The sequence below is a fragment of the Dactylosporangium sp. NPDC006015 genome, from assembly GCF_040614215.1.
Taxonomy (GTDB): Bacteria; Actinomycetota; Actinomycetes; order Mycobacteriales; family Micromonosporaceae; genus Dactylosporangium; species Dactylosporangium maewongense.
Window position 1 is genome coordinate 186,737 of the sequence record NZ_JBEXUD010000013.1, and the last position, 13,659, is coordinate 200,395.

Consider the following 13,659-nt stretch of genomic DNA (forward strand, 5'->3'; position numbering starts at 1 on the left):
CCGGGTGAGCGCCGGTGTGACGCCCGCGGAGAACGCTTGTCGGGTGGGCGGTGCTTCCTTCCACGCTCCGAGCCGGAATCGGAGGCGCGATGACAACCGCGATGACAGCTCTGTACAGCGAGCCGACGTTCCTGCACGATCTCAAACTCGTCGTCCTGGCCGAGTTGGAGATCGCCGGACGCCCGGAGCAGTCCGCCGGCGTGCCGCTCGACGAGCTCCTGTTCGAACGGGTGGACGCCGACCGCTACGAGCTCGGCCTGCACGGCCTCCTCGACGCGGTCGTCGCCCTCGAGCGAAGGTGACCACACCAGCCGGGCGGCGGAATTCCGTCAGACTCCGCGCCGAGGCGGCGGCCGCCTGCGCTGAGCAGGTTTGACCCTCTGCGAACCGGTGAGAACGCAGCGGTGTTGTCGAACCAGGCCCGGCGGGTCGTCAAGGCCACGCTTCCCGTCGTCGGCCAGCACATCGAGGAGATCGCGGACCGCTTCTACGCCCACATGTTCGCCGCCCGGCCGGACCTGGAGGACGGGCTGTTCAACCGCGGCAACCAGGCGGAGGGCTCGCAGCCCAAGGCCCTAGCGGGGTCGGTGGCGGTGTTCGCCGCGACCCTGCTGGACGACCCGCTGCGGCCGCCGGGCCGGCTGCTGACGCGCATCTCGCACAAGCACGCGTCGCTGGGCATCCGGCCCGAGCAGTACGGCATCGTGCACGAGCACCTGATGTGGGCGATCGGTGACGTCCTCGGCGCCGCTGTCACCCCGGACGTCGCGGCGGCCTGGGACGAGGTGTACTGGCTGATGGCCTACGCCCTGATCAACCAGGAGCGCGGCCTGTACAGCGCCCGCGGCGTCACCCCGGAACGGGTGTGGCGGCAGTGGCGGGTCGCCGGCAAGTACCGCGAGACCGGCGACGTCATGGGCTTCGTGATGCGCCGCACCGACGACCGGCCCGTCAGGACGTCGCTGCCCGGGCAGTACGTCAGCGTCAACCTCCGCATGCCCGACGGTGTGCGCCAGCCGCGCCAGTACAGCCTGACCCGCGCCGACGACGGCGAGCACCGCTACTTCGCGGTCAAGCGGGTCCACGGCGGCGGCAAGCCCGACGGCGAGGTGTCCAACCTCCTGCACGACGGCGTCCAGGTCGGCGACGAGATCGCCATGAGCGTCCCCTACGGCGACGTGGTCCTGGACGACTCCGGCCGGCCGGTCGTCTTCGCCAGCGCCGGCATCGGCATCACCCCGATGGCCGGCATGCTCTCCCACCTCGTCGCCGCCGGCTCCCGCATGCACGTCACCCTGCTGCACGCCGACACCGACGAGGAGTCCTTCCCGCTGCGCCGGCAGATCGTCGGGGACCTGTCCCGCCTGCCCTCGTCGGTGCTGCACGTGTGGTACGAGCAGGGCCCGCACACCGACCTGCCGGGCGCGGGCGTCTCGGCCGGCATGATGGACGTCTCGCGGATCCCGCTGCCCGACGGCGCCGTCTTCTACCTGTGCGGCCCGCTGCCGTTCCTGCAGAGCGTGCGCAGCCAGCTGATCGACCGCGGCGTGCCGGCCCGCGACGTCCAGTACGAGATGTTCGGCCCCGACCTGTGGCAGGCCGACACCGAGTGACCTTCGCGGAGGTACACCGCGTCCCGTGGCGGCCGCACGACCGTCAGCCGATGGTGTGGCCGCCGTTGACGGTCAGGCGGTCGCCGGTGATGAAGGCGCCCTCGTCCGACAGCAGGAAGCGCACCGCGCCGGCGACGTCGGACGGGTGGCCGATGCGGCGCAGCGGGACCTCGGCGGCGTACGAGTCCAGCGCCGTGGAGGGCACGTCGGCGTGGCGTTCGACGGGGATCCAGCCGGGGGCGACGACGTTTACGGTGATGCCGTGCGGGCCGAGCTCGCGGGCCCAGGTGCGGGCCAGGCCGACCTGGGCCGCCTTCGCCGCCACGTACGCGGACCAGCCGGGCAGGGCCCGGTCGACCATGTCGGAGCCGACCAGCACGACCCGGCCGCGACCGGCGGCGCGCATCGCGGGCAGGGCGGCCTGGACGAGCAGAGTCGGGCTCTTCACGAAGAACAGCAGCTGCCCGAGGTGGTCGTCCCAGGTGAGGTCCTCGACGGGGACCGGGGGCTGCGGGCCGGTGGCGTTGGCGACGACGGCGGTGACCGGGCCGAGCCGGGCGGTGACGTCCGCCATGAGCGCGGCGACGGAGGACTCGTCGGTGACGTCGGCCTCGAAGGCCTCGGCGGTGCCGCCGGCGGCGCGGATGTCCGCGACGACCGCCGCGGCGGCTGCGGCGCCGTGCCGGTAGTTGACCGCGACGGCCCAGCCGCCGGCCGCGAGTGTCCGGGCGATCGTCGCGCCCAGTCCGCGGGACGCGCCGGTCACCAGTACCACACCCGCTGCCGCCACGGCGTGAACCTACACGTCGGCGGTCAGCTCGGCGAGGGTGGCGTTGGTGGAGCGCACGGCCGACAGGTAGGCCATGACCATGTCCTCGGTGCCGGTCGTCTGGGTGGGCAGGCTGCCGGCCGGGGGCATCTCCGCGGACTGGGTCATGTACGCGCGGGCCGTGGCGAGCACGTCGCCGAGCGGGCCGCGGCCGGTGGTGAGGGCGTCGACGAGGACCGGGTCCAGCGGCAGCCCGTGCACCATGCGGTCGGCGGGCTCGTCGTAGAGGTCGGCGAGCGCCGAGAGCAGCCCGCCGATGTACGCGACGTCGCCGGGCACCCCCGCGGCGCCGGCCAGGAACTGGCTGAACCGGGCCCGGACGAGGACGTCGCTGAGCTGCTCGGGGTCGGCCTCGGTGAGGTCGGCGACGAGCATGAGGGTTACCCACTGCCGGATCCGGTCGAGGCCGAGCACGACGACGGTGTCGCGGACCGACGACACGGTCCGGTTGAGCCCGAGCGCGGCGGAGTTGGTGGCGCGCAGCAGCCGCAGCGTGAGCGCCGCGTCCTCGGCGACGAGCGCGGCGATCTCGTCGATGTCGGCGTCCTCGGCGGTGAGCGCCTGCAGCATCCGCAGCCGGGTCAGCCGCGCCGGGGCGAGCGTGACGGTCGAGTTGATGTGCGGGCGGCCCAGGATGTTGCCCTGGAAGAGCTCGAACCCGAGCGTGAACGCCAGGCGCAGCGCGTCGGGGGTCTCCAGGCGCTCGGCGACCAGCCGCAGGTGCCCGAAGCGGCGGCACTCGGCGACGGCGGCGCGGACCTCGGGCTCCGACGCGTGCAGCATGTCGATCTTCACGTAGGTGGCGAGGGGCAGCAGCGGCTCGTGGCCGCCGCCGGGCACGAAGTCGTCGAGGGCGACGGTGTACCCCTGCTCGACGAGCGCGGTGACGCCGTCGACGACCTCGTCGTCGACGGTGGTCGACTCCAGGATCTCCAGGACGGCCTGGCTGCCGTCGAACGGCAGCGGCAGGCGGCCGGTGAGGAAGTCGCGGGTCAGGTTGACGAAGCACAGCCGGTCGCCGGTCAGCTCCCTGATCCCGAACTCGGTGAACGCCGCGACCAGCACGCGGGCGGTGGCGACGGAGTCGCTGCGGTCGGCGCCCGTCGCGGTCGTCCGGGCCCGGAACAGCAGCTCGCCGGCGACCATGATGCCGTCGCGGTCGTAGATCGGCTGCCGGGCGACGTGCACGACATGGTCGGTGTCCGGTCCTCTGAATGCCCCCGTGTGCTCCCTCACTCCGCCATGATCTACCCAAAACCAGGTCGAATGGTGCGGAACGGCGTATATACCCTCACCTTCGGCGGGTGATGGCAGGGGTACGGTGGAGGCCGGCAGGCCGGAGGTCGGAAGGCGGGGTGGTGGGGATGCGGGCGTCGCTGACCCACGACGCGTTCTTCTACGACACCGACGAGGGGTTCACCGGCGGGCTCGTGCCGTTCGTCCGCGACGGCCTGCACAGCGACCACGCCGTCGTCGCGGCCGTCACCGACGCCAACGCGGACCTGCTGCGCGACGCGCTCGGCCGCGACGCCGCCCAGGTGACATTCATGGACCGCGACGGCTGCTTCCGGCGGCCGGCGAGCACCGTCGCCGGCTGGCGGAAGCTCCTCGCCGACGCCGCCAGCCGCGGGCACGACGCGGTCCGGATCATCGGCGAGGCCGGGTCCGGGCCGCCGGCGCGGCACGTGACCTGGGCGCGGTTCGAGTCGGCGGTCAACGAGGTGCTCGCCGACGCCCCGGCCTGGATCGTCTGCCCGTATGACACGCGCGTGCTGCCACACGAGGTGCTCGCCGACGCCCGGCGCACCCATCCCGGCAGCGACACGTACCGGCCGCCGGCGGAGTTCCTCGGCGCGGTGCCCGAGCCGGTCCCGCCCGTCGACGGCCCGCCCGCCGACGTGACACTCCTCGGCGACAGCGTGGCCGAGGCCCGCCACCTCGTCGGCCGGATCGCCGCCGCGCACGGCTGGGCCGGCACCGACCGGCTCGACGAGCTGCTGCTGGTCACCAGCGAGATCGCCGCCAACGCCGTGCTGTACGGGGGCGCCCGCCGCGAGCTGCGGGTCTGGGTCACGCCGCAGGGCATGGTCTGCGAGGTCGGCGACGACGGGCCCGGCCCGTCCGACCCGCTCGCCGGCTACCGCCCGCCGGACGACCGGCTGCTCGGCGGCCGCGGCATGTGGATCGCCCAGCAGCTGTCCGAGGCGTTCGCCGTCACCCATCACGACGGTTGGACCCGGGTTCGGTTCATGCTGTCGCACCCGTAGGCGACCGGGCCGTCGCACCCGTAGCTGACCGGGCTGTCGCACCCGTGGGTGACCGGGCGGGAAACTGGTAGCGAAATCCCGCCTGAGCAGGTCTTCCGCGGTGGTGGGTCGCACCGGGCGGCGTGACGATCGAGAGTGTGACCGAAACCACCGTGGTCCTCCTCCTGGTGATCGTGACGGCGCTCGGGTTCGACTTCACGAACGGGTTCCACGACACCGCCAACGCGATGGCGACCTCCATCGCCACCCGTGCCCTTCGGCCGAAGGTCGCGGTGCTCCTGTCCGGCGTCCTGAACCTGGTGGGTGCGTTCCTGTCCGTCGAGGTCGCCCTGACCGTGAGCAACGCGGTCGTGAAGATCCAGAACTCCAACGGCACACCGAAACAGGACCTCGTCGCCGACGGCGGCGCCGCGCTGCTGCTGATCATCCTGGCCGGGCTGGTCGGCGGCATCGTATGGAACCTGCTGACCTGGCTGCTCGGCCTGCCGTCCAGCTCGTCGCACGCGCTCTTCGGCGGGCTCATCGGCGCCACGATCGCCGGGCTCGGCTGGTCCGGCGTCAACTGGAACGGCAACGGCAGCAAGCTCGACGGTGTCATCGGCAAGGTCGTCCTGCCAGCCGTCATGTCGCCGGTGATCGCCGGGGCCGTCGCCGCCACCGGCACCTGGCTGATCTACCGGATCACCACCGGCGTCGACCAGCGCTTCACCGACAACGGCTTCCGCTGGGGGCAGATCGGCAGCGCCTCGCTGGTCTCGCTCGCCCACGGCACCAACGACGCCCAGAAGACCATGGGGGTCATCACCCTGGCGCTGATCGCGACGGGAGCCTGGACGGACACGACGAACATCCCGTTCTGGGTCAAGGCCGCCTGCGCGGTGGCGATCGCGCTCGGCACCGCTCTCGGCGGCTGGCGCATCATCCGTACCGTCGGCAAGGGCCTGGTCGAGATCTCCCCGCCGCAGGGGCTCGCCGCCGAGTCCGCGTCCGCGGCGGTCATCCTGGCCTCAAGCCATCTCGGGTTCGCGCTGTCGACCACCCACGTCGCGACCGGCTCGATCCTCGGCAGCGGCGTCGGGCGGCCCGGCGCGCTGGTCCGCTGGGCGGTGGCCGGGCGGATGGTCGCGGCGTGGCTCATCACGCTGCCCGCCGCCGCGGTCGTCGGCGCACTCATGTGGTGGCTCGGCAACGGCGTCGGCGGCCTCGCCGGCGCGGTCACCATCTTCCTGGTCCTCCTCGCCGCGGCCGCGTTCATGTACCTGCGGTCCCGCCGGGCGCCGGTCGACCACACCAACGTCAACGACGACTGGGACGCCCGGCGCGAACTCGCCGACGCGGACCGCTGAGAGGACCGCGAGATGCACAACTTCGGATTCGCGCTCGAGGCGGCCTGGCGGGTCCTGCTGGCCGGCCTGATCCTGGGCGCCGGCCTGCCGGCCCTGTTCGCGCTCGGCGTCCGGTCGCTCGCGTACGGCGCGGGCGGCCCGGGCCGGGCACCGCACCCGCTGGGCACCGCCGGCGGCTACCTCTGCTTCGCGATCGTGCTGCTCGGCGTCGCGCTGGGCATCACGTTCATCGTCGCGTCGGGCTTCGGCAAGGAGCTCAGCTTCGAGCACGTCTACCCGACCGTCGTGGACAAGTGAGAGGACACCATGGGTGAGCCCAGCTCGAACTTCCTGACCCGCACCGTGGAGTGGCTGCGGGCCGGCTACCCGTCCGGAGTGCCCCGCCAGGACTACGTGGCGCTGCTCGGGCTGCTGCGCCGCAAGCTGACCGACGACGAGATCCACAGGATCGCGCGGGCGCTCGCCGGGGAGTCGCAGCGCACCGCCGACCCGGTCAGCACCGCCGACATCGAGAGCATGATCAACGACTCCGTGCTGCAGACGGCGTCCGCCGAGGACGTCGCCAGGGTGTCGGCGCGCCTGGCCGCCGTCGGCTGGCCACTGGCGGATCCGCCGGCCGACTGAGTGTGTTCACCTGACGGATCGACACGCACCATAGCTTCGGCGGATGCGACGACTCATTGTCCTGGCGGCGGCCACGGTGCCGCTGCTGCTGGTCCCCACGGCCGCCCACGCGGCGCCGTCCCTGAAGACGGTGACCGCGGCCGTGGAGACCCCGCCCCTCTACGACGACGAGGCCGGCGGCGACGCCAACGCCGACGACCCGGCCATCTGGGTCAACGAGCGCGACCGCGGCGCGAGCCGGGTGCTGGCCACCGCCAAGAACGGTGGTCTTCGCGTGTACGACCTCGCGGGCCGCGAACGGCAGGCGATCGCCACCCCGCCCGCGCCCGGCGAGGACGACGCCGCAGGCCGGTTCAACAACGTCGACCTGGTGCCCGGGTTCCGGCTCGGCGGCCGCACCACCGACCTGGCCGTCGTCACCGACCGGGGCCGCGACCAGCTGCGCTTCTACCGCATCGACCCGGCCACCGGCACCCTCACCGACGTGACCGCGCCCGGCGTGCCGTTCGCGTTCAGCACCGACCAGGCGCAGGTCAACGAGCAGCGCACCGCCTACGGCCTGGCCACGTTCCGCGACTTCGACGGCACCGCCTACGCCGTCGTCAGCCGCCGCAGCACCTCCGAGGTCGGCCTGTTCCAGCTCGTCGCGAGCGGCGGCACCGTCACCTACCGGCGGGTGGACCTGCTGACGCTGCCGTCGACGTTCCGGCTGCCGAACGGCTCGGCCTGGTCGCCGTGCGCCGACCCCGGCGACGGCCCGCAGGTGGAGGGCAGCGTCGTCGACCCGACGACCCGGATCGCGTACCTGGCGCAGGAGACCGTCGGCCTGTGGCGGATCCCGGTGTGGGGCGGCCGGTTCCGCGGCGCGCCGCAGTCCGTGGAGCGGACCCGCGAGTTCGGCGTCCCGGCCCGGTTCGACGAGGCCGAGGACGACTGCGTCGTCGACTACGCCGCCGACCCCGGCTACGGCGGCCGCATCGCCGCGGACGTCGAGGGCCTCACCATCCTGCAGACCGGCGCGCTCACCGGCACCCTGCTCGTGTCGAGCCAGGGCGACGACACCTTCTACACCTACGACCGGCTGACCCTGCGCCCGACCGGCCACTTCGCGGTCGTCGCCGGCGCCCGCACCGACGGCTCCGAAGGCTGCGACGGCGCCGCCGTGACCGCGACCCCGCTGCCCGGCTTCCCGCACGGCCTGCTCGTCGTGCACGACGGCGCGGACACGCCCACCGACGGCGACCGGGAGACCACCAACTTCAAGTTCCTCGACGCCGGCTTCCTGCGCCAGCGCTGACCCGGCCATGACCCGCGAGGACCTCCAGGCCACCGTCTTCACCGACCCCCTGGAGGTCCTCGCGACGGCCACCCCGCCGCCTGCCCCTTCGACGCCCCGCGAGGACACTTCCGCCGCCGCGACGCACCGGTGGCGTGTCCAGGTCGGGGATGATGTTGTGATGACCACTCATGACGGACGTCAGTTGACGGCCAGTGGCATCACTGTTTGGCCGAATCTGATGGCCGTGCGGAGCCGTCCGCTGATGTACTTCGGAGTCGATCGGCACGACCCGGCGCTGCCCGGACAGGTTCTGCGTTGGACGGTCCACCAGGCCGCGGCCGATCCTCAGAGCCTGGTTTCCCGGGTCGATGTCGTGATCGAATCGGACCTGGTGTTCTCCGTGCGGGACAACGGCGTGGGTCTTTCCGTCGATCGGATTCGGCCACAGCGGGAGCCGTGGGTGGCCGAGGCGTTGACCGCGTTTTTCGGTCGCGGGCCATGCCCGGCAGGCACTGGCCTGGCCATGGTGACGGCCCTGTGCACCGCGGTCGTCGCGGATGTCTGGCGGGACGGGCGGCACTACCGGCAGTGGGCCGACTGGCGATATCCACCCCCGCAGCTGCAGGTGCTCGACGAAACCGAGGAACACGGCACCGAGGTTCTCGCCCACCTTGACGGCGCGTACTTCGGCCCCCACGCGCGGCTGCCCCTCGACCCGGCCGAACTGCTGTCCGACCCCTCCGGAGACTTCACTGTGCCGAGCGGCGTCGACGTGACCGTGATCGATCGGCGTCGCGTCCGAGCCGCCGACACCGATGCCTGACGCTGCCGCGTCGACGGTCTGGACATCCTCGCCGGCGAACCGTTCCAATGCATGGATGACGGCGTTCTTGACGATCGCTGTCTCGGTGCGCTTCGAGGCTCGGCCTCCCAGTGGGCTCAGAGCGCCCGGACGTAGTGGCGGATCGGTTCGCCGTGCTCGTCGGTGTTGGTGCGGCCCGACAGGGTCCAGCCGAGGCGGCGGTACAGGCGGTCGGCCCGCGCGTTGCTCTGCTGCGTCCACAGCTGCGCCTGGGTGTAGCCGAGGCCGCGGGCCTCGGCCTGCGCGCGGGTGACGACGGCGGCGCCGAGGCCGAGGCCCCAGCGGGACGGGTCGACGGCGACCATCGTGACGTGGGCCAGCCCCGGGATCGGGTCGCCGGCGCCGTCCCGCGCGAGGGCCTGCACGACCACGGTCATCGCGGCCGGCTCACCCTCTGCCTCCGCCACCACCAGCAGCGACCCGGTTCCCGCCAGCATCCGCAGGGTCCTCGCCTCCGCCGTTGCCTCGGTGTGGGGCCCAGCCCCGGCAGCGGCGCGGCGGGCGGCGTCCGCGGCGGCCCACAGCCGGGCGACGACCGGCGCGTCCAGCGGTCCCCCGACACGTGTCGTCAGCATCCGTTCACGCTACCCGGCTCCGGAGCGGCGGGCGTGCCCCCGAGGTGCGCGGAAACCCGCGGTGGGGCACGGCCGGACGGCCGTGCCCCACCGCCCCCCGTTGCGTGCTTCAGGCAGGTGGGTAGGTGAAGAAGGCGGTGCTCACGGTCGTGCCGTTCCAGCTGGCGGTGACGGTGACGGTGGTCCACGGTGCGACGTCCGCGGCGACCGCGACCGGGAACCCGGCCGTCGCCCGGTCCGCCGGCACGGTCACCGTCGCGGGCACGCTCACGCCCGGCGTGTCGCTGCTGAGCGTCACGACGGCGCCGCCCGGGTGCGCCGCCCGGCCCACGCCGAGCAGCCACGGCGCGGTCTGCCCGAGCGGCAGGTCGCCGTTGAACGACAGCGCGTCCGGCGCGACGACGGCATCGGCGAAGGCGCGCGAGGTGCCGAGGTCGGCCGACGGCTGCGCGAGCACGGGCCGCTCCGCCCGGGCTCGCAGGCGCACCTTCGCCTGGGACCGGCCGGCCGGCACGACGACCCACAGTTCGTCGAGGGCCAGCGCGCCGTACTCGTAGGTGCTGTTCGGCCACAGCGCCACGGCGATGCCGCCGGGCGGGGCCGGCCGCAGCAGCTCCACGGTGCCGTCCACCACGTCGCCGTCGACGGCCGCGCTCGAAACGGTGCTGGAACTGACATAGGGCGGCTCGTCCGCGGCCGCCGCGGCAGCGGCCGGTGTCAGGCCCGCCACCAGCACGGCCGCGACGGCCACAGTGCCGGCGCGGCCCAGCCGTCGACGAGCCACACTCCCCGTGATGTGTGTCATGGGGCGAAACGTATCGGCATCGTTCAGTGCCGTGGAAGGCGTTGATCCACGATGTCCCCGGTTCGTAAGAAGTCAGCCGGCACCGGCCTGCGGCGGGCGGTCGTGCAGCGCCGCGGCGGTGAGGGCGGCGTCCAGCAGGCGGGAGTGCTCGGGGACCGCCGGGTCCAGGCCGGTCATCGTGGTGATGCGATGCAGGCGGTAGTCCAGCGTGTTGCGGTGGATGTGCAGGTCCAGCGCGGTCTGCCGACGGTTGTGCCCGTGCGCGACGAAGCTGCGTAGCGTGTCGAGCAGGTACGGGTGCCCGCGCAGCGGGTCGAGCTTCGCCGCCAGCCGCTGCAGGCCCGGCCCGGGGCGGGAGAGCTGGTACTCCACGAGGACGTCGTCCAGGCGGTACACGCCGGACGTGCGGCCGATCCGGGTCACCAGGTCCATCACCTCGCGCGCCTCGGCGGCAGCGGCCGGGATGCCGGCGGGCGTGTCCGCCGCCGCGGCGGCCGCCAGCACGGTGCTCGACAGCGCCTCCCCCAGGCCCGCCGCCATCGACGCCGCGGTGACGCCGTCGGGCAGCAGCACGATGCCGGCGGCGTGGTCGGCGAGGACGGGCGTGCCCGCGTGCGCGTCGAGGGCGACCTGCACGAGCCGGTCCGGCGGGCGGGGCGCGAACCGCACCAGCAGCACCGTGTGCCGCTGCCCGACCTCGACCCTGACGTCCTGCGCGAGGGCCGCGACGACATGGAACGGCTGCCCGTGCAGCAGCGCGGCGAGCAGCTCCCGCCGGGCCCGCGCCGACTCGCCCCGCAGGTCCTCCTGCGCCTGCAGGTGCGCGACGACGACGGCGGGCATCATGCCGGCCAGGCCGTCCAGCAGCAGCGCGCCGGCGGCGGGCAGCTCCGCTGGGGCGGCGACGGCCGACAGCGTGCGCCACCAGGTGCGGGCGCCGATGAGGTACGCCGCGAGCGCCGCCTCCAGCGGCACGTGGTCCCGGGCCCGGCGGGCGGACAGCTCCACCACCCAGGTCAGGTCGCCGGGCCGCAGCGTCTCCTCGTCGCGGAGCATCCTCAGCAGAAGGCCCAAGACGGTGCCGACCGACTCGCGGACCGGGCCGTCCAGGACCTCGGCCGGCAGCCCCCGGTAGAACGGCACGTCGGAGGCGCATCCGGCGACGATCTCACCGGTCAGCTCGGCGAGCCTGGGCGCCATCCGGTCGTGCAGGTCCCGCATGCCGGCATCGTCACATCGCCCAAACCCGCGCGTCAATCATTGCCGCAAGTGCGCACAGACACCGGCCGCGGCCGGCGCGACGATTCGAGGACCCCCAACCAACGAGGAGGCACGATGTCTCACCGTTACGGCCTCGCCGCGCTGCTGTGCGTGGCCGCGCTGCTGGTCCCCGCCCGACCGGCCGCCGCCGCGGACGCCTGGGACGCGCCCGGCCCCTACGCGACCGCCGTCCAGGTCGGCGTCGTCAACACCCTGTACTACCCGCGCGACATCGCCACCAGCCCCCGCCGGCACCCGGTGATCGTCTGGGGCAACGGCACCGGCGGCGTCCCGCTCGTCTACCGTGACCTGCTGCTGTACTGGGCGAGCCACGGCTTCATCGTCTCCGCCGCGAACACGCCGACCTCCAACCTCGGCGTCTCGATGCGCCTCGGCATCGACGCCCTCGCCCAGGCCGACGCCGACCCCGGCAGCGTCTTCCACCACCACGTCGACCTCGCCCACATCGGCGCGTCCGGCCACTCCCAGGGCGGCGCCGCGGCGATCGTCGTCGGCGCCGACCCGCGCATCGACGCGATCCTGCCGATCCAGCCCGGCCCCCTCGCCGACATCGACGCCGTGCACGTCCCCGCGCTGCTGCTCGCCGGCCAGTACGACAGCATCGTGTTCCCGGCGCTGGTGAAGGCGTTCTACAACGACGCGGACCACATCCCGGCGATCTACGCTGAGCTGCGGGGCGCCGACCACTTCACCGTCGTCGGCGACCCGGGCCCGTTCGCCGCGCCGACGACCGCCTGGTTCCGCTTCCAGCTCATGGGCGACACCGCCGCCGGCGCCGAGTTCACCGGTCCACGCTGCGGCATCTGTACCGACACCCGCACCTTCTCCGACGTCCGCCGCAACGCCCTCGCCCCGTAACCCTGCACAGTTCGGAGGAACCACACCACATGGACAGCGTCGAGATCCCCACGCCGGACGGCCCGCTGCACGCCCTGCGGTCCGGCTCGCAGGACCCGGCGGCGCCGGTCGTGCTCGCCGCCCACGGCATCACCGCCTCGGCGATGGCGTTCGCGGCGCTCGCCCGTGCCCTGCCCGCCGGCTGGACGCTGCTCGCCGTGGACCTGCGCGGCCGGGGACGCAGCAACGGCCTCCCCGGCCCGTTCGGCATGGACCGCCACGCCGAGGACCTCGCCACCGCCGCCCGCCACCTCGGCCGGCCCGTCGTCCTCGCCGGCCAGTCGATGGGCGCCTACGCCGCGCTGCGGGCCGCGGTCCGGGAGCCCGGCCTGTACCGGCACCTCGTGCTCATCGACGGCGGCCTGCCGCTGCCCGTCCCGCCCGGCGCGGACCCCGACGCGGTCCTGGAGGCGACGCTGGGCCCGGCGATCACCCGCCTGAGGATGACGTTCCCGACCGAGGACGCCTACGTCGACGTGTTCCGCAACCACCCGGCGCTCGCCGCCGACTGGAGCGCCGACCTCGACGCGTACGCCCGCTACGACGCCACCGGCGACCCCGGCGCGATCCGCTCCCGGGTGTCCCCGGCCGCTGTGGCGGAGGACGGCCGCGACCTGCTCGTCAACGCCGGCAGCTTCGGCGACGACCTGCGCGCGCTGCGCCTACCGGCCGACCTGCTGCACGCCCCGCGCGGCATGTTCGGCCAGGAGCCCGGCCTGCTCCCGCAGCCCGTGGTCGACCACTGGACCGCGCAGACGGCCCTGCGCGCCGAGCTCATCCCCGACTGCAACCACTACACGATCCTCACCACCCCCCGGGCCACCGCGAGGCTCGCCGAGGTCCTCACCGCCTCGTGACGACCGGAGCTGCGACGTCGTGGACCCGTCTGGTCCGCGACGTCGCTTCCGGTCGTGCAGCTCCCTGGGCGAGTCCGGGTCACTAGACGTGGTGATGGCGGCGGCCGTACATGCCCGCGACCAGCCACACGCCGGCCGCGGCCAGCACGACCTGGATGGCGAGCTCGATCCAGTCGATGCCCGAGGTGTTCGCCACGCCGATCGCACCGGCGATGACGGTGCCGATCAGGGCGGCGACGATGCCGATGACGATGGTCAGCCAGATCGGGATGTGCTGCTTGCCGGGCACGACCAGGCGCCCGAGCGCGCCGATGATCAGGCCGACGACGAGCGCGGAGATGATGCCGCTGACGGTCATCTGATGCCTCCAGGTTCCCGGGATTGTGCTACGTCGGCGTACGTTCCCGGCGGAGGAGCCACCAAA

The 13,659-nt window shown here is 73.5% G+C and carries 16 protein-coding genes; 10 read left to right on the top strand and 6 right to left on the bottom strand.

Annotated features, from left to right (window positions below; genetic code table 11):
* Positions 1-101 precede the first annotated feature (101 nt).
* On the top strand, positions 102-302 hold the full coding sequence (locus ABZ321_RS24640; RefSeq protein WP_354895000.1) for a hypothetical protein: 201 nt from the start codon (positions 102-104) through the stop codon (positions 300-302).
* Positions 303-404: 102 nt separating this feature from the next.
* Complete coding sequence (locus ABZ321_RS24645; RefSeq protein WP_354895003.1) at positions 405-1,613, top strand: globin domain-containing protein; 1,209 nt, start codon at positions 405-407, stop codon at positions 1,611-1,613.
* A 43-nt stretch (positions 1,614-1,656) separates the two neighbouring features.
* Here the strand turns inward: ABZ321_RS24645 and ABZ321_RS24650 are convergent, their stop codons facing one another.
* Both ABZ321_RS24650 and ABZ321_RS24655 read right to left on the bottom strand, forming a co-directional pair.
* Entirely contained in the window at positions 1,657-2,403 is a 747-nt protein-coding gene (locus ABZ321_RS24650) for an SDR family oxidoreductase (protein ID WP_354895006.1), read from the bottom strand.
* A 9-nt stretch (positions 2,404-2,412) separates the two neighbouring features.
* Positions 2,413-3,678, bottom strand: coding sequence for an HDOD domain-containing protein (locus ABZ321_RS24655; RefSeq protein ID WP_354895009.1), 1,266 nt, complete (start codon positions 3,676-3,678; stop codon positions 2,413-2,415).
* A 128-nt stretch (positions 3,679-3,806) separates the two neighbouring features.
* On the opposite strand from ABZ321_RS24655, the gene ABZ321_RS24660 reads away from it, so the two are divergent.
* The 6 genes from ABZ321_RS24660 to ABZ321_RS24685 all read left to right on the top strand — a co-directional run bounded on the left by ABZ321_RS24660 (position 3,807) and on the right by ABZ321_RS24685 (position 8,781).
* On the top strand, positions 3,807-4,709 hold the full coding sequence (locus tag ABZ321_RS24660) for an anti-sigma factor RsbA family regulatory protein (RefSeq protein ID WP_354895012.1): 903 nt from the start codon (positions 3,807-3,809) through the stop codon (positions 4,707-4,709).
* Positions 4,710-4,846: 137 nt separating this feature from the next.
* Complete coding sequence (locus ABZ321_RS24665) at positions 4,847-6,055, top strand: inorganic phosphate transporter (RefSeq protein WP_344505740.1); 1,209 nt, start codon at positions 4,847-4,849, stop codon at positions 6,053-6,055.
* A 12-nt stretch (positions 6,056-6,067) separates the two neighbouring features.
* Complete coding sequence (locus ABZ321_RS24670; RefSeq protein ID WP_344505741.1) at positions 6,068-6,352, top strand: hypothetical protein; 285 nt, start codon at positions 6,068-6,070, stop codon at positions 6,350-6,352.
* Between the two features lie 9 nt (positions 6,353-6,361).
* Positions 6,362-6,679 (top strand): DUF3349 domain-containing protein, encoded by a 318-nt coding sequence (locus ABZ321_RS24675; protein ID WP_344505742.1) that lies wholly within the window; start codon positions 6,362-6,364, stop codon positions 6,677-6,679.
* Between the two features lie 43 nt (positions 6,680-6,722).
* A complete protein-coding gene (locus ABZ321_RS24680) occupies positions 6,723-7,976 on the top strand; it encodes a phytase (protein ID WP_354895016.1) in 1,254 nt (417 codons plus the stop codon).
* Between the two features lie 7 nt (positions 7,977-7,983).
* Positions 7,984-8,781 carry a hypothetical protein gene (locus tag ABZ321_RS24685; RefSeq protein ID WP_354895019.1) on the top strand — a complete coding sequence of 266 codons (798 nt, stop codon included), beginning with the start codon at positions 7,984-7,986 and terminating at the stop codon, positions 8,779-8,781.
* Positions 8,782-8,897: 116 nt separating this feature from the next.
* On the opposite strand, the gene ABZ321_RS24690 is transcribed toward ABZ321_RS24685, so the two are convergent.
* The 3 genes from ABZ321_RS24690 to ABZ321_RS24700 all read right to left on the bottom strand — a co-directional run bounded on the left by ABZ321_RS24690 (position 8,898) and on the right by ABZ321_RS24700 (position 11,421).
* On the bottom strand, positions 8,898-9,395 hold the full coding sequence (locus tag ABZ321_RS24690; RefSeq protein ID WP_354895022.1) for a GNAT family N-acetyltransferase: 498 nt from the start codon (positions 9,393-9,395) through the stop codon (positions 8,898-8,900).
* 109 nt (positions 9,396-9,504) lie between these two features.
* Positions 9,505-10,200 (bottom strand): hypothetical protein, encoded by a 696-nt coding sequence (locus tag ABZ321_RS24695; protein WP_354895025.1) that lies wholly within the window; start codon positions 10,198-10,200, stop codon positions 9,505-9,507.
* Between the two features lie 72 nt (positions 10,201-10,272).
* Positions 10,273-11,421, bottom strand: a complete 1,149-nt coding sequence (locus ABZ321_RS24700; RefSeq protein WP_354895028.1) for a helix-turn-helix domain-containing protein — start codon at positions 11,419-11,421, stop codon at positions 10,273-10,275.
* A 114-nt stretch (positions 11,422-11,535) separates the two neighbouring features.
* On the opposite strand from ABZ321_RS24700, the gene ABZ321_RS24705 reads away from it, so the two are divergent.
* Together ABZ321_RS24705 and ABZ321_RS24710 are read left to right on the top strand one after the other, a co-directional pair.
* A complete protein-coding gene (locus tag ABZ321_RS24705; protein ID WP_344505747.1) occupies positions 11,536-12,339 on the top strand; it encodes a hypothetical protein in 804 nt (267 codons plus the stop codon).
* A 29-nt stretch (positions 12,340-12,368) separates the two neighbouring features.
* Complete coding sequence (locus ABZ321_RS24710; protein WP_354895031.1) at positions 12,369-13,235, top strand: alpha/beta hydrolase; 867 nt, start codon at positions 12,369-12,371, stop codon at positions 13,233-13,235.
* An 82-nt stretch (positions 13,236-13,317) separates the two neighbouring features.
* Here ABZ321_RS24710 and ABZ321_RS24715 read toward each other — a convergent pair whose 3' ends face one another.
* Entirely contained in the window at positions 13,318-13,593 is a 276-nt protein-coding gene (locus ABZ321_RS24715; RefSeq protein ID WP_354895033.1) for a GlsB/YeaQ/YmgE family stress response membrane protein, read from the bottom strand.
* Positions 13,594-13,659: the final 66 nt, after the last annotated feature.